This is a genomic window from Hymenobacter sp. DG01 (assembly GCF_006352025.1).
Lineage (GTDB): Bacteria > Bacteroidota > Bacteroidia > Cytophagales > Hymenobacteraceae > Hymenobacter.
In genome coordinates this window covers 1352803-1368618 of record NZ_CP040936.1, presented here as the reverse complement: position 1 = coordinate 1368618, position 15816 = coordinate 1352803, and the positions used below count along the sequence as shown (strand labels likewise).

At 58.9% G+C, this 15816-nt stretch carries 15 protein-coding genes; 7 read left to right on the top strand and 8 right to left on the bottom strand.

All coding sequences use genetic code 11. From position 1 onward, the window contains the following. Position 1 precedes the first annotated feature (1 nt). The 5 genes from FGZ14_RS05840 to FGZ14_RS05820 form a co-directional block, all read right to left on the bottom strand. Positions 2-604 carry a Uma2 family endonuclease gene (locus tag FGZ14_RS05840; RefSeq protein WP_219601059.1) on the bottom strand — a complete coding sequence of 201 codons (603 nt, stop codon included), beginning with the start codon at positions 602-604 and terminating at the stop codon, positions 2-4. Positions 605-656: 52 nt separating this feature from the next. Further along, on the bottom strand, positions 657-1508 hold the full coding sequence (locus FGZ14_RS05835) for a carboxypeptidase-like regulatory domain-containing protein (protein ID WP_139922139.1): 852 nt from the start codon (positions 1506-1508) through the stop codon (positions 657-659). 175 nt (positions 1509-1683) lie between these two features. Then, positions 1684-2079: a hypothetical protein gene (locus FGZ14_RS05830; protein WP_257883356.1), complete on the bottom strand. Its 396-nt coding sequence runs from the start codon at positions 2077-2079 to the stop codon at positions 1684-1686. Between the two features lie 104 nt (positions 2080-2183). Then, positions 2184-4034: a glycoside hydrolase family 15 protein gene (locus FGZ14_RS05825; protein ID WP_139922137.1), complete on the bottom strand. Its 1851-nt coding sequence runs from the start codon at positions 4032-4034 to the stop codon at positions 2184-2186. Positions 4035-4122: 88 nt separating this feature from the next. Then, entirely contained in the window at positions 4123-4530 is a 408-nt protein-coding gene (locus FGZ14_RS05820; protein WP_139922135.1) for a heme-binding protein, read from the bottom strand. A gap of 271 nt (positions 4531-4801) precedes the next feature. On the opposite strand from FGZ14_RS05820, the gene lepA reads away from it, so the two are divergent. The 7 genes from lepA (at position 4802) to FGZ14_RS05785 (ending at position 11923) form a co-directional block, all read left to right on the top strand. Then, complete coding sequence (gene lepA, locus FGZ14_RS05815; RefSeq protein WP_139922119.1) at positions 4802-6589, top strand: translation elongation factor 4; 1788 nt, start codon at positions 4802-4804, stop codon at positions 6587-6589. 105 nt (positions 6590-6694) lie between these two features. Beyond that, positions 6695-6886, top strand: a complete 192-nt coding sequence (locus tag FGZ14_RS05810) for a hypothetical protein (RefSeq protein WP_139922117.1) — start codon at positions 6695-6697, stop codon at positions 6884-6886. Between the two features lie 10 nt (positions 6887-6896). Then, positions 6897-7808 carry a bifunctional 5,10-methylenetetrahydrofolate dehydrogenase/5,10-methenyltetrahydrofolate cyclohydrolase gene (locus FGZ14_RS05805; RefSeq protein WP_139922115.1) on the top strand — a complete coding sequence of 304 codons (912 nt, stop codon included), beginning with the start codon at positions 6897-6899 and terminating at the stop codon, positions 7806-7808. 287 nt (positions 7809-8095) lie between these two features. Further along, positions 8096-8746, top strand: a complete 651-nt coding sequence (locus tag FGZ14_RS05800) for a 7-carboxy-7-deazaguanine synthase QueE (RefSeq protein ID WP_257883355.1) — start codon at positions 8096-8098, stop codon at positions 8744-8746. A gap of 14 nt (positions 8747-8760) precedes the next feature. After that, a complete protein-coding gene (locus FGZ14_RS22225) occupies positions 8761-10710 on the top strand; it encodes an OmpA family protein (protein ID WP_139922113.1) in 1950 nt (649 codons plus the stop codon). 291 nt (positions 10711-11001) lie between these two features. Next, positions 11002-11370 (top strand): hypothetical protein, encoded by a 369-nt coding sequence (locus tag FGZ14_RS05790; protein ID WP_139922111.1) that lies wholly within the window; start codon positions 11002-11004, stop codon positions 11368-11370. A 190-nt stretch (positions 11371-11560) separates the two neighbouring features. Then, positions 11561-11923 (top strand): hypothetical protein, encoded by a 363-nt coding sequence (locus FGZ14_RS05785; protein WP_139922110.1) that lies wholly within the window; start codon positions 11561-11563, stop codon positions 11921-11923. A gap of 92 nt (positions 11924-12015) precedes the next feature. Here FGZ14_RS05785 and FGZ14_RS05780 read toward each other — a convergent pair whose 3' ends face one another. From FGZ14_RS05780 to FGZ14_RS05770, 3 genes are all read right to left on the bottom strand, one after another. Next, a complete protein-coding gene (locus FGZ14_RS05780) occupies positions 12016-13308 on the bottom strand; it encodes a citrate synthase (protein ID WP_139922108.1) in 1293 nt (430 codons plus the stop codon). 274 nt (positions 13309-13582) lie between these two features. After that, positions 13583-14971, bottom strand: coding sequence for a tRNA uridine-5-carboxymethylaminomethyl(34) synthesis GTPase MnmE (gene mnmE / locus FGZ14_RS05775; RefSeq protein ID WP_139922106.1), 1389 nt, complete (start codon positions 14969-14971; stop codon positions 13583-13585). Between the two features lie 127 nt (positions 14972-15098). Beyond that, positions 15099-15758: a metal-dependent transcriptional regulator gene (locus FGZ14_RS05770; RefSeq protein ID WP_139922104.1), complete on the bottom strand. Its 660-nt coding sequence runs from the start codon at positions 15756-15758 to the stop codon at positions 15099-15101. Between the last annotated feature and the right edge of the window lie 58 nt (positions 15759-15816).

Genomic DNA, 15816 nt, shown 5'->3' with positions numbered 1-15816 from the left:
GCTACCGCAGCTCCGAGAGCCGCAGCCGGAACCCCGGCAGCACCGTTTCCCCGGACAGCTCATTATCGAACCCCTGCACCACCTCCGGTTCGGGTTGGCCCGGGCGGTAGAGGTAGGCGGTTTCGGTTTCCGGCACGAGTAACCAAGCCAGTTGAGCGCCGTTACGCAGCCAATCGAGCATTTTGGCCTGTAAGGTTTTCAGGGAGTCGGTGGCTGATTTCAGCTCCACCACAAACTCCGGGCACACGGGCGCAAACTTGTCCTGCTGCTCCAGGGTCAGGGCGTTCCACTTGGCAGCCGAAACCCAGGAGGCATCCGGCGACAACACGGAGCTGTCGGGGAGGGTGAAGCCGGTGTTAGAATCGAAGGCTTCGCCTAGGTGCTGGTGTTGCTCCCACCATTTACCGAGTTGAAGGTTAAGGCGAAAATTACGTTTGCCGGAGCGGCTGCCGGTGGGCGACATAAGCAGGATTTCGTGGTGAGCGGTACGCTCGATGCGCAACTCGGGGTGTTGCTGACAGAAGTCGAAGAATTCGTCGTCGGTCATGCGCCCCAGGTAGGAGCCGCCCAGCAGAATGCCACCAGATTCGAAGGAAGTACGCATACGTTAAACATACGCAAAAACCGCTACTGCCGCTACTCGCTTTAGTGCCATCTTACTCCGTCAGCACCGTGAAATACAGGCTTGGCTGCAGGGGGTGCACGGTCCAGATGGCCTGGCTGTTCTCGCGCTCCACCATCATTTGCTTGGGTTGTCGGGTAACCGGAATAGAGAAGTATTTGTCCCAGGGGTTGGTTTTTTCGCTTTGCAGCCACTGGATGGTGGCTACTACGGGCTGCTGAGCTTCCAGCTGCAGTCCGTAAGGTCGCAAGTCCACGGTTTGCCACCCGCGCTGCTGGCGCGTGAGCACCAGCTGAATATCCTGGGACAGCAGCATCCGGCCAGGGCGGTCCTGCTCCAGGGTGTACAGGTTGAGGCGGAAGCGCAGGTGCTCGTAGGTATTGGCGGAAAGAAACAGATGGAACTCTTCCAGGTAGGTGCGGCGGACGGGCCGAAGCACGGTCCCCAACTCCCAGCCCCACTCATCGTCCACGGTTTCCTTGCCGCTGGAGCCGCCCATCCAGAGTACGTCGGCCTTTTCCTTGTTACGGCCCAGCAGGCCGTCGTGCACGCGGCGGCGCTCTACTTTCACCTCCCGCAGGGCTTGCTCCTGCGGTGCCAGCAGAAACTCGTGCGCGCCGGCAGCCAGCGCCCCGGGCAGCACCACCTGCCGGTCGAAGCCTACGCAGGAAACAATAAGAGTATCCTGCAGGCTCGGCAGGCGCAGCAGGTAGCGGCCCTGCTCGTCGGCTACGGTACCAATGCCCCGGCCGGGTACCCCAAGGGTAGCAAAGGGCACAGGCTCGTTAGTTTGAGAGTTCAGAACGCGGCCCTCCAGAATGGTTTGTGCCTGCAGGCTGAAGCCGGCCAGGCAAAGCGGCAGGAGGGAAAACAAGCGGTACAGCATACCGAGTAAAGAGCAAAGCCCGGACCGTGGCTCTCAGCAAGCCCATGGTACCGGTAGGTGGGGTAGCCCGTGCCAGGGAAGCCAACGAGCGAAACAGACGAAATGGGCGGAGTGTTCAGCGAAGAGGACCGCTCTCGGGCGGCCCTCTTTACAACTGGTACGAAGATAAAGTAAACTATGTAGCCGCCTGCTTTTCCAGGGCCTGCAGCAATTCATCGGCAGCTTTTTCTATGTCGGTGTAGCCCTGCTGGGCGGCACGCTCCTTGGCTGCAATCAGGCCGTCTCGGTGCACGGTTTTAAAGTCGCCGTAGGGGAAGTGGTAGCGGCCCTTGGTGTCCTCGCCTTTGCTGGTATCCAGGCCCAAGTGCCAATTGGCGTACTCGGCTATTTCATGCTTTTCCAGAAACGCGTTTTCCTGGCGGCTGTCGGGGTTGTGCTGGCCCCAGTGGCCTTCGTCGTTTTTCAGTTTGCCGTCCCGGATCAGCTGCTTGGCAAACGTGACGGCCTCGTGGTTCAGGTGCATACTCATGTGGAGGGGAGGGGTTTGGGTGAACAGAAGGGGTAGGGGCATGCCCTGCCACTTGCTTACGTACGCTGCCGGTGGCTTTCCGTTCCTGTGGAGCTGCAGCCCTCACGCAGCTACTACCCACCAGAACGCGGGAGCAGCCACGCCACCTACACAAACTGGTGCCCGCCGGCCCGGCCCTCGTGCCGGGCGTCCAGGTCGCGGTTGAGCTGAAAGGCGGCACTGATCAGGGCCAGGTGGGTAAAGGCTTGGGGATAATTGCCAATCTGCTCCCCCTGCGGCCCAATCTGCTCGGAGTACAGGCCCAAGGGGCTGGCAAAACCCAGTAGCTTTTCAAACAACAGCCGCGCCTTATCCACCTCGCCGCCCCGCGAGAGGTTTTCGATGTACCAGAACGAGCACATTGTAAACGTGCCCTCCTCGCCCGTGAGGCCGTCAGTGGCCCCATCCTGGGTGCGGTAGCGGAACATCAGGGAGTCCAGCAGCAGCTCTTTTTCCAGGGTGCGCATGGTGGCCTGCCAGCGGGGCTCAGCGGGGCTGAACATCCGGATCAGGGGTAGGAGCAGGACGGAGGCATCCAGCACCTCGCTACCCCTGGCCTGCACGAAAGCCTGCCGCTCTTCGCTCCAGTAGTGCTCGTACACATCCTGGTAAATCTCGTCGCGGATGCGGTGCCACTCCACCAGCGGAGCCGGAAACGACCGGTCGCGGGCAATGCGGATGGCGCGGTCCAAGGCCACCCAGCACATCATCTTGCCCGAAAGGAACTCCCGGTCCTCGTCGCGCACTTCCCAGATGCCGTGGTCGGCCCGCTGCCAGTTATCGGCCACGTAGTTTACCAGCCGGCATACGTGCTGCCAGAAATCGTAGGTAATGGCCCCGCCGTACTTGTTGTAGAGGTAAATGGTATCGAGCAGCTCCCCGTAGATATCCAGCTGAAACTGCCGGGAAGCGCCGTTGCCGATGCGCACGGGCCGGGAGTCGCGGTAGCCGCTGAGGTGGTCCAGTTCCTGCTCCGGCAGGTCGGAGGTGCCATCCACGGCGTACATCAGCTGCAGGTCGCCGGCCTCCGGGAGTTGCACGCAGCGGTCCATAATCCAGCGCAGAAAAGCCTTCGATTCCTGCATGAAGCCCAGGCGCAGGAAGGCGTACATGGTAAAGGCCGCGTCCCGGATCCAGGTGTAGCGGTAGTCCCAGTTCCGGACCCCACCCACGGCTTCAGGCAGCGAGAAGGTGGCAGCGGCTACTGTGGAGCCATACTGCAGGGAGGTAAGTAGCTTGAGGGTGATGGCCGAGCGCAGCACGGTTTCGCGCCAGCGGCCGGTGTAGGTGCTGCTTTCCACCCACTCCCGCCAGAAGCGGAGTGTATCTGCAAACGCGGCCTCGGTGTAGTGGGCCAGGTCGCGGGCAATGAAGCTGGGGTCACTGACGGGGGTAGCCTCAATCACGAAGCCGGCTGTTTCGCCGGCCTGCAGGCGCCAGCAGCCTACAGCGTCGCCCGGGCCGGTGGCATCAAACGGTTGGTTGCCCAGGAGCCGGAACTGAAATCCGTCGGGCCCGTCGCTCCTAAACAGGATGCTGCCGTCGGGCTGCGGCTGGGCCTGGTGGGAGGTGCAGGCATAGTCGAAGCGGGGCGCGCACTGCATCCGGAATTCCATAGAGCCCTTGATTACCCGCACCGTCCGGACTACCGCGCAGTTCTGCTCATAGCGCTTCACGGGCATAAAGTCCGTGAGTTCGGCTATGCCCTCATCGGTGAAAAAGCGCGTGAGCAGTACCCCCGTATCGGGCAGATACAGCTGCTTGCTGCGCACGCCGGCGCCCGTGGGCTGCAACACCCAGGAGCCGCCTTTCTCCGCATCCAGCAGGGCCGCGAAAATGGTGGGCGAATCGAAGCGGGTGAAGGGCAGATAATCAAGGGACCCAATCTTGGAAACCAGTGCCACGGTGTGCAGGTTGCCAATCAGGCCGTAGTCTTCAAGCGGAAGGTAGGCTGCCATGCAGGACCAGGCTCCCGCTCAGCCCCGGTAACCGGAGCCGGGGCTGAGCGGGGGATATAAGAAAGGAAAGATGGATAGTTGCGGCCGGCTATTGGCCCTGAAGAGCCCGGACACCGGCTTCTGCTACCGCATGGTCGTCTTCCACGGTGCTGCCCGAAACCCCGATGGCGCCGAATATCTGGCCTTCACTATTCTTTAGCGGAATGCCGCCCGGAAACGTAATCAACCCCCCGTTGGAGTGCTCAATGTTATAAAGCGAGCCGCCGGGCTGCGAGGCTTTGCCTAGGTCGCCGGTAGGCATATCAAAAAAACGGGCCGTTTTAGCCTTCCGGATAGAAATGTCCAGGGAGCCTAGCCAGGCGTCGTCCATGCGGATAAAGGCCACCAGATTAGCCCCGGAATCGACCACGGCAATGTTCATCTTTACGCCCATTTCCAGGGCTTTGTCGTGGGCCGCCTGCACGGCCGTTTGTGCTTGCTTCAGGGTAATTCCCATGGTAGTGAAGAAGAGTAGATGGAAGTTGCTTTATCCCAACGGGATTACGTAGGGTTTGTTCAGGTCTATAGGGGGTAGAGCCCAGGCCGAAACCCGGCGCCGGCCGCTGCCTAGTCCTTAGTATGAGACCCGCGCCGCCCGGGAAAGGCAAGGCGGGTTGCGGGCTCAGCCGGGGGTAGGCCGGCAGAATGTGCCGGCGGCCGCCCGGAGCCACTGGTTAGCTTTTCCGGGCCGATTTGCCTACCTTCGCGGTTGCAAAAAACCGCCTCTAGTGAAGAACATTCGCAATTTCTGCATCATCGCCCACATCGACCACGGCAAAAGCACGCTGGCCGACCGCCTGCTGGAATTCACCAGCACGGTAGCCAAGCGCGATATGCAAGCCCAGCTGCTCGACAACATGGACCTGGAGCGGGAGCGGGGCATCACCATCAAGAGCCACGCCATCCAGATGCAGTATCAGTATAAGGGCGAGCAGTACACGCTCAACCTGATTGATACGCCCGGCCACGTCGATTTCAGCTACGAAGTCTCGCGCTCCATTGCTGCCTGCGAAGGTGCCCTGCTCATCGTCGATTCCTCGCAGGGGATTGAAGCCCAGACGATTTCCAACCTCTACTTGGCCATCGGCTCGGACCTGACTATTATTCCGGTTCTCAACAAAATCGACCTGCCCCACTCCATGCCGGAGGAGGTTTCGGACGAAATTGTGGACCTGATCGGCTGCGAGCGGGAGGAAATTATTCCTGCTTCGGGTAAGGCGGGCATCGGCATCAAGGAAATTCTGGACGCCATCTGTGAGCGGATTCCGGCCCCGAAGGGCGACCCGGAGGCCCCGCTGCAGGCCCTCATCTTTGACTCTGTTTTCAACTCTTACCGGGGCATTGAGGTGCTGTTTCGCATCAAGAACGGCACCATGCGCAAGGGCGATAAGCTCCGCTTCATGGCCACGGGCAAGGAGTACGGCGCCGACGAAATCGGGATTCTGGGCCTCAACCAGGAGCCCCGCCCCGAAATTGGCGCCGGCAACGTAGGCTACCTCATTTCCGGCATCAAAGAAGCCCGCGAAGTAAAGGTTGGCGACACCATTACCCACGTAGCCCGGCCCACGTCGGAAGCCATTCAGGGCTTTGAGGACGTGAAGCCCATGGTATTCGCCGGCATCTACCCCGTAGATACCACCGAGTACGAGGAGCTGCGCTCCTGCATGGAGAAGCTGCAGCTCAACGATGCCTCCCTGGTGTGGGAGCCGGAAACCTCCGTGGCCCTGGGCTTCGGATTCCGCTGCGGCTTCCTGGGCATGCTGCACATGGAAATTGTGCAGGAGCGCCTGGAGCGCGAGTTCAACATGACGGTAATTACCACCGTGCCCTCGGTGCAGTTCCACGCTACCGGCACCAAAGATCAGCTGCTGACCATTAACGCCCCGAGTGAAATGCCGGAGCCGAACATGATCAAGCACATCGAGGAGCCCTACATTAAGGCCCAGATTATTACGGCTGCCGAGTACGTGGGGCCCATCATCACGTTGTGCATGGAGAAGCGTGGCATCATCAAGGGCCAGAGCTACCTGACCAGTGAGCGGGTGGAGCTGACGTTTGAGTTGCCCCTTTCGGAAATTGTGTTCGACTTCTTCGATAAGCTCAAGACCATCTCGCGCGGGTACGCTTCCCTGGACTACGAGCTGATCGGCTTCCGCGAGTCGGACATGGTAAAGCTGGACGTGATGCTGAACGGCGAAAAAGTGGATGCCCTCTCGGCCATCGTACACCGCTCCAAGAGCTACGACTGGGGCCGCCGCCTCTGCGAAAAGCTCCGGGAACTGCTACCCCGCCAGCAGTTCGAAATTGCCATCCAGGCCAGCATTGGGCAGAAGATCATTGCCCGCGAAACCGTAAAGGCCCTGCGTAAAAACGTAATTGCCAAGTGCTACGGCGGTGACATCTCGCGCAAGCGCAAACTGCTTGAAAAGCAGAAAGAAGGTAAGAAGCGGATGCGCCAAGTAGGCTCCGTAGAAATTCCGCAAGAGGCCTTCCTGGCCGTGCTAAAAATCGATTAAGTCCAGAAACGCGCTCCATCGGGGCGCGTTTCTTTTTTGCTCTCACTTTATTTTTCACCTCATACACTTCTTGACAGGGCGTGTTATGATTTACTACCCCCAAACATGTCCGATACCCTTCTCAAGAACTGTACAAGCCAGGAGCAGCTAGACAAAATCATCAAAGGGCAGGAGCGCAAGTTCCGGTGGCGCGACGACTGGCCCGCTATGGAATCAGCGCTGCAGGCCGCTGGTACCGCCGCAATTGCCGCCTACGAAAACAAATCAACGCCTAACCAACCTCAGGACCCAGCTTAACCCCGTACCTATGACCACCGCCCCCGACGCCACTACCTACCGCCTCATCGACGGCAAGCAAACCGCCGAGGCCATCAAAGAAGAAATTGCCGCTGAGGTAGCCCAGCGCAAAGCTGCCGGCCAGAAGGTGCCCCACCTGGCCGCCATCCTGGTAGGCCACGACGGGGGCTCGGAAACCTACGTGCGCAACAAGGTGCTGGCCTGCGAGCGGGTAGGCTTCGGGAGCACGCTGCTGCGCTTCGAGGATAATATTACGGAGGCGGTGCTGTTGGCCAAAGTGGAAGAGCTAAACCAGGACCCGGAAATAGACGGGTTCATTGTGCAACTGCCGCTACCCCGGCACATCGACACCAACAAGGTCATCGAAGCCGTTCGGCCCGAGAAGGATGTGGATGGCTTCCATCCCATGAACATCGGGCGGATGGTAGCTGGGCTGCCGGCCCTGTTGCCTGCTACCCCCTCGGGCATCGTGGAACTGCTGCGCCGCTACGAACTCGTGACGGATGGCAAGCACTGCGTAGTAATCGGGCGTAGCAACATCGTAGGTACGCCGGTTAGTATATTGCTGGCCAAGAACTTGGAGCCCGGCAACTGCACGGTTACTTTATGCCACTCGCGCACGCAGAACCTGGCCGAAATAACCCGCACGGCCGATATTCTGGTGGCCGCCCTGGGCCGGCCGGAGTTCGTAACGGCCGACATGGTGAAGCCCGGCGCGGTGGTTATCGATGTGGGTACTACCCGGGTAGAAGACGCCACCAAGAAATCGGGCTGGGCTCTGAAAGGCGACGTGAACTTTGCCGAGGTAGCACCCCTTACATCCTACATCACGCCCGTGCCGGGTGGAGTAGGCCCCATGACCATTGCCATGCTACTGCTCAACACCCTGCGAGCGGCCAAGGGAGAAGTGTACCCCAAATAGTTTCTCGTCCCTGATACACATTACTCATCCGGCCCTCTGATGCCCGCATCAGGGGGCCGTGTTGTTTGCTGCTCACGACTTTACCGGGCGTGTTTTCTTTACGTGCCGGCAGGAGCGGGAAGTTCAACCTCGACTTTGTTTCGTAAAATCCAATGAAAACCTGGTCAGGCTTTTAGAATTCGGGGCTGTGTACTACTTTTAAGATTGGGCTGCCGGAAAATAGGCTGGGCACTAAGTGTGTTGCTTATCCCCGGAATCCCCATGGTTGTTTTTCAGATTACCCGATTTTGCTGCACGAACTTCCTGTTACGTCGGCGGCCCCGGCCCAGGCGGCTGCGGCGCCCACACTGCCCGTGATGGAGCAGTTTTACACCATTCAGGGCGAGGGCTACAACACTGGCCGCGCTGCCTACTTCATCCGCCTCGGCGGTTGCGACGTGGGCTGCGTATGGTGCGATGTGAAAGAATCCTGGCCCGTGGATGCGCACCCCCGGCAGCACATAGCGGAATTAGTGGCGGCTGTAACCGCCGAGCCGGGGCGTAACGTAGTAATAACCGGTGGTGAGCCCCTGATGCACGATCTGGAGCCACTAACCGCCGCTTTGCGCCAGGCAGGCTGCCGCACCTGGATTGAAACCAGCGGGGCTTACCCCCTGAGTGGGCAGTGGGACTGGATCTGCGTTTCCCCTAAAAAATTCAAGGCCCCTCTGCCCTCGGTGCTGGCTGCGGCCCACGAGCTGAAAATCGTGGTGTTCAACAAAAGCGACTTCGACTGGGCCGAGCAGCACGCCGCCCAGGTCGGGCCCGGGTGCCGCTTGTACCTGCAGCCCGAGTGGAGCAAAGCCTCGGCCATGATGCCGCTGATTGTTGACTACGTAAAAGCTAATCCGCAGTGGCAGGTGTCGCTGCAGACACATAAGTTTCTCGATATTCCGTAGCGCCCTACCCGCCTATGCGCCCTTTGTTTATAGTTCCGTTCGTGGTGTTGCTGGCAGTGAGTGAGGTTATTTCCCTGGATGCCGCTGCTCAGGCCAAGCTGAGTAGTACCAATACGAAAGCCCGGAACCTATGGGACAAGGCGCAGGCGCAGGCCAAGGACCGGGATTTCAACAAGGCCATTGAAACCCTTACCCAGTTAAACCAGAAGTTTCCGTCCCTGGGGGAGCCTTACGTCATGAAAGGCTCGCTACTGAAGGCGCTGGGCGAAAACCGCTCCGCCTTTGAAGCCTACCGCGACGGACTGGCCAAACTCCCCCTGGACCCCGGCCGGGCCAATGATTACTACACCCTGGGAGAGCTGGCCATGAGCTTTGGAGAGTATGCGGCGGCGGCAGATAGCTATAAAAAGTATCTGAAAACCGCCACGAAAAGCCCCCGCTACGCCCCCCGGGCCCAGCGGCAACTGCTCAACTGCGAGTTTGCCCAGAAGGCTCTGGCTGCTCCCACCGGCATTCAGCCCGAGCGCCTGCCAGAGCCCCTGAACACCTACCGCTTTCAGTATTTTCCGGCTCTGACGGCCGACAGCCGCTTTCTGCTTTTTACGGGGCGGCCTACGGCGGAAAGCGGGGAAGACCTGTTTGTCAGTCGTCAGAATAAGGATGGTAGCATGGGGGCGCCGGCCTCCATTTCAACCGCCATTAATACCCCCTACAACGAGGGAGCCGGCACTATTTCCGGCGACGGCAAGACGCTGGTGTTTGCCTCCTGCGACCGGCCTAACTCCGTGGGCAACTGCGACCTGTACATTTCCCGGCGTACGGGCAATACCTGGAGCAAGCCCCAGAACCTGGGCCGCAACGTGAATTCCCCGGAATGGGACTCGCAGCCCACGCTTTCGGCCGATGGTCGCACCTTGTACTTTACCAGCACCCGGCGGGGTGGGAAGGGCCAGGAAGATATCTACGTGACTACCCTCGATGCCGACGGTAACTGGACCCTGGCCCGCAACCTGGGGGAACCGGTAAACACCTCCGGCAAGGATATGGCTCCCTTCATTCACGCCAGCGGTACTACCCTTTACTACGTTACCGATGGGCTGGTGGGCATGGGCGGGCTGGATGTGTACCGCTGCGAACAAGTAGCTGGTACTAAGTGGGGTGCGCCCCAGAACCTCGGCTACCCCTTGAATACCTTCGAGAATGAGGCTTCTCTGTTCATCAGCTCGGATAACCGGCGCGGCTTCTGCTCCCGTTCCCGGGCGGCGGAGCCGGGTGTCCGGCAGGAGCGCGACCGGCCGGTGGAGTTGTTTGGCTTCGAAGTACCCAAGGAAGTGAAGGCCCGCGAAACCAGTACCTACACGCAGGGTCGGGTGTTCGATGCCTACACCAAGAAGCCCATCCAGGCCGATGTGCAGCTTTACGACCTCAATACCGATGAGTTGGTGCAGTACGTGGGCTCCGACGCTGAAAACGGTGAATACACCGTGGTTCTCAACGAGGGTCGGCAGTACGCCATGTACGCCGCCGCCGACAAGTACCTAATGAAAAGCCTGAGCTTCGACTACAGCGACAAGCGCAATTTCGACCCCCTGACCCTGGATATCTACCTCGAACCCGTGCGCTCGGGGCGCAGCATCGTACTGAATAACCTATTCTTCGATACGAAGCAGTATGAGCTGAAACCTAAGTCGCGGACCGAGCTGAACCGCCTGATCAACTTCATGAAGCAGTACCCCGACATTCAGGTGGAAATTTCGGGGCATACGGATGATGTGGGCTCCGACGACGACAACCTGGTATTGTCGCAAAATCGGGCTAAGTCGGTGTACACTTACCTGGTGAGCCAGGGCGTGAAGGCCACGCGGCTACGTTTCAGAGGCTACGGTGAAACCAAGCCCCTGAACCCAAACGACTCCGATGAGCACCGGCAGCAGAACCGACGCATTGAGCTTCGTATCCTGTAAGAGGTAGGGTTAGTTACTCTTTCTGGAGCCCGGCTGCATAAGCAGCCGGGCTTTTTTGTGTTGTAGTATTCCTTTGCAATACGATTATTACCGGATTCAAAATGAGGCAAATAGAACTTTTTGGTGAAAGTATTAAAGTAGAATAGTTATAGAAAATCTTTTTTTTATTAAATATTAGATTCTATATTTGGCCACCCCGAAAATCACATGAGAAAGGATTTGTGTTACATCCGTCCCTTTTCAAAGTGTTAGCGGGTTGCCTCTTTTTCTATTCACTTTCATTCCAATACCATGAAAAAAGCTACTCTCTTCGCGGTTTTGTTGTTTGGGCTGCAGGGCGCCGTGTCGGCTGGCACTGAACCAGACGGCCCGACCAGCATTCAGGCACGCGCTACCGCCCTGACGCGCTCCATTGCAGATAAGGCCCGACTCGATGAAGGCCAGTACCTGCGGTTAAAGCAACTCAACATCCGTATGCTGCTGGAGCAGGAAGATCTGAAGACCCGCTTTGCCAGCGATGCTACTCTCCTGGACCAGCGTCTGGCCGAAGCTCAGGCCCGCTACGAAACCGACCTGACTGCTATGCTCCGTCCGGCCCAACTGGCCCTGTTTCAGCAGAGCCGCACCAGCATGACGGCGTTGGGCGCTACTCCTAAATAGTAGCCGCTACTTCCGCGGCCGTGCCGGTGTCTAAGCGAAGGCGCGGCCGCAGGAAGAGTTCGAAAAAGTCAAATGACATGATTTTGTTAAAATATAATATTGGATATGTTATAGATAAGGTTTATATTTAATTACCTGCTATAGAGTCGATTTTCTTTCTGGTTTCATCCTCCACTAACCCTACACCATTATGAAAAACGTATTCGTTTGCCTCGCATTTGCATTGCTGGTAACCGCAGGAACTACCGCCCAGGCGGCCCCCGGAGACGGCGGAAAATTAACGGCCCGGGCCAGTGAGCTCACCCGCCGCATGGCTGAGCGCACCAAGCTCAGTGAAGGACAATATGTGAAAGTGCGTCAGCTGAACCTGCGCCTGCTCACAGAAATGGCGGAAGCGCGTAAGCAGTTCAGCGCCGACGTGGAAGAGCTGGACAAGGCCCTGGCCGATATTCAGATGCGCTACGAGTGGGACTTGGCCTGTGTGCTGCGGCCCAAGCAGATAGCCGCCTACGACGACATGAAGCAGACTTTTACCGCCACCAACATACGCTAATCGACCCACGACAAGTGTATCAGAATACTTCTGGACATAAAAAAGCCCGCTGCAGCGGGCTTTTTTATTGACAGGTTGGTAGGGCCAAGCTACTACGAGCGTTGCTCGATGCCTACGTAGTCCCGCACGGTTTCGCCGGTGTAGATCTGACGCGGGCGGCCGATGGGCTCCTTGTTCTCGCGCATCTCTTTCCACTGGGCAATCCAGCCGGGCAGGCGGCCCAGGGCAAACATCACCGTAAACATCTCCGTTGGGATGCCCAGGGCCTTGTAGATGATGCCTGAGTAGAAGTCCACGTTGGGGTACAGCTTGCGCTGAACGAAATATTCGTCGGTGAGGGCGGCTTGCTCCAGCTCCTTGGCAATTTTCAGCAGGGGGCTATCCTGCAGGCCCAGGGCCGTCAGCACCTCATCGGCGGCTTTCTTGATGATGGTAGCGCGCGGGTCGAAATTCTTATACACGCGGTGGCCGAAGCCCATCAGACGGAACGAGTCGTTCTTGTCTTTGGCCTTGGCAATGAACTTGCTGGTGTCGCCACCGTCGCGCTCAATAGCTTCCAGCATCTCAACTACCTCTTGGTTGGCGCCGCCGTGCAGCGGGCCCCACAGGGCGTTGATACCAGCCGAAACCGAGCCGTAGAGCGAGGCATTAGCCGAGCCTACCAGACGCACCGTGGAAGTAGAGCAGTTCTGCTCGTGGTCGGCGTGCAGGATGAGCAGCTTGTTCAGGGCGCTTACTACCACCGGATTCAACTCGTACTTCTCGGTAGGGAAGCTGAACATCATGTGCAGGAAGTTGGAGCAGTAGTCCATGTCATTCCGCGGGTAGTTCAGCGGGTGGCCCATCTGGTTTTTGTAGGTCCAGGCCGCAATGGTGGGCAGCTTGGCCATCAACCGAATTACGTTCAGGTCGATTTCCTCCTTGCTCAGGTCCGGCGACACGCTTTCGGGGTAGAAGGCGGTCAGGGCGCAGATCAGGCTGCTTAGGATGGCCATGGGGTGGGCCGCCGACGGGAAGCCGTCGAAAATCTTGCGCACGTCTTCGTGCACCAGGGTATGCTTGGTTATCTGCCCCGAGAAATCGGCCAGCTCAGCCTGCGTGGGGAGTTTACCGTAAATCAGCAGGTAGGCTACTTCAATAAACGATGACTGCTCGGCCAGCTGCTCAATGGGGTAGCCCCGATAGCGCAGAATGCCTTCTTCGCCGTCGAGAAAGGTAATGGCGCTCTTGGTGGCCCCGGTATTTTTGTAGCCCGAGTCCAGGGTTACGTAGCCGGTTTGGTCGCGCAGCTTGCCAATGTCGAAGGCCTTTTCGTGCTCGGTGCCTTCAATAACGGGGAGAGAGTACGATTTCCCGTCGAGGATCAGTTCAGCAGATTCTGCCATAAGCGTGGGTTGAAGGGTGGGTTGCGGGGCGAAACTAAAGAATTACCAACTAGCAGTAAAACCCCGTGAGAGTTTGGCGCCTATACTACAATCCGACCCGGGTTGTTGTTTGAGTTGGGTAAAGCGCAAAGAAAAGCCCCCAACCTGATAAGTCCGGCATTCCAACCGATTTTTTCCGACCGTTAACCGCATTTCTGCCCTGATTCTGTACGATTACGCCGGCCGACTCCAGCTGTTTCCGGCCGCAGGCCACCCCTGCGGCCGCAACAGGTGGCTACTTACCGATGCAGAACTGAGTGAAGATGCTGGTGAGCAGGTCATCGTTGCTGATTTCGCCGGTAATCTGGCCCAGTGCCGCCAGGGCGTGGCGCAAGTCGGCGGCCAGCAGCTCGGTGCCGGCCCCGCTGCTGAGGCCTACCAGCACGGCGTCGAGGTGCTGGTGGGCCTGCTCCAGGCTGCGGGCGTGGCGCACGTTAGTGACAATGGTGCTGGCCCCGGTGCGGTCCAGGCCCTCTATTCGTACGCGGTTCAGCAGTTCCTGCCGTAGCTCGTCGAGGCCGTCGCCGCGGGATGCGGCAATCAGAACTGTGCCGGGGCGAGAGCGGAAGGCATCCAGCTCCACCTCTGACGCTACATCCATTTTGTTGCCCACTGCCAGTACAGCGGTACCGGCCGGGAGTTGTAAAGCCTCAATCTCTGCTTCAAGTTCAGCGGAGGTAGTGCTCGTTATATCAAACAGATATAGAACGAAAGCGGCCTGCTGCACGCGCTTGAGCGTGCGCTCCACGCCTATGGATTCCACTACGTCGGTGGTGTCGCGCAGACCGGCCGTGTCCACAAACCGGAACCGGATTCCTTCAATACTGACTTCATCCTCAATCAGGTCGCGGGTGGTACCGGCTATGTCCGAAACGATGGCGCGCTCCTCGTTGAGCAGGGCATTGAGCAAGGTGCTTTTGCCCGCGTTGGGCCGCCCCGCAATAACGGTAGTTACGCCGTTCTTGATGACGTTGCCTAACTCGAAGGACCGCAGGAGCCGACGCACCAGGGTTTGCACTTCCTGCAGCAGCTGCACCAGCCCGGTCCGGTCGGCAAACTCTACGTCCTCCTCTCCAAAGTCCAGCTCCAGCTCCAGTAGGGCCGCAAACTGTACCAGCCGCCCACGCAGGTCCTTCAGCTCCTGCGAAAAGCCCCCGCGCATCTGGCGCAGGGCCACCTGATGCGACAGCGCCGAGTCGGCAGCAATGAGGTCCGCTACGGCTTCCGCCTGGGCCAGGTCGAAGGCGCCGTGCAAGAAGGCCCGTTTGGTAAACTCGCCGGCTTCGGCCAGGCGCGCACCACGCCTGGTGAGTAGTCCTAATAGCTCCTGCACGATATAGTCGGAGCCGTGGGTACTGATTTCGACCACATCCTCGCGGGTATAGGAATGCGGCCCCCGGTAAAGTGAAACTACTACCTCGTCAATAATTCGCTGCCCGTCCCGGATGGTGCCGTAGTGCAGGGTGTGGCCGGGCTGGTCGCGCAGCTGCTTACCGGCAAACACCTCATCGGTGAGGCGGATGGCCTCGGGCCCCGAGAGGCGGACCAGGGCAATGGCGCCGGCGCCGGGGGGCGTTGAGAGGGCAACGATGGTATCGGAAAGGGAGGTAGGAAGAGCTGCCACAGTGGCGAAGAAGATAGTGTTGGCCGCAAAGGTAGGGGTTCGGCCGCGGGAAAAAGTAGCGTGGGCAAGCTCCTGCCGAGCTGCCCCGTAAACCCAATCCACACCCGTTGCCTGCTTACGGATGGCTTTAGCCCGTCACGAAAAGGTTGCGGCTGACTTCGGCAGAAATCAGATGCTCTCTGGTCTTGTTGATTCTGATTTCAAATGAGTTATCGAATAAAATCTTATCCAATACTTCAATGTGCGTGCCCAGGTTCAGGCCGACTTTATCCAGATATTGCAGGAAGGGCACGGAGGTATTCTTGACGGCTACTACAATGCCTTGGTCGCCGGGGCGGAGGTCGGCTACCAGCCGGTGCTGGGGCCGGTGCAGCACTCCCTCGGCCGTCGGGATAGGGTCGCCGTGAGGGTCCAGCTGGGGGTAGCCCAGAAACTCATCGAGGCGCTGAATAAGTAGGTCGGAATCGATGTGCTCCATCTGCTCGGCCACGTCGTGCACCTCGTCCCAGCTGAAGCCTAGCTGCTGCACCAGAAACACTTCCCAGAGGCGGTGCTTCCGAATGGTAAGCAGGGCCAGGCGGCGGCCTTCCGCCGTGAGCGTTACGCCTCGGTACCGGGTGTAGTGCAACAGGCCTTTCTCGCCGAGGCGACGCAACATATCCGTAACCGAGGCAGCCCGTGTTTGCAGGGCCTCGGCCACGCTGTTAGTGCTTACCTCGGTCCCGGGAGTGGCTTCGGCCAGCTTATATATGGCTTTTAAGTAGTTTTCCTCGGTGTAGCTGGGCATTGGGTTGAGTTAAAAATTAAAAATTGAGAAGTAAGAATGAATAACGGCCGCTCACAAC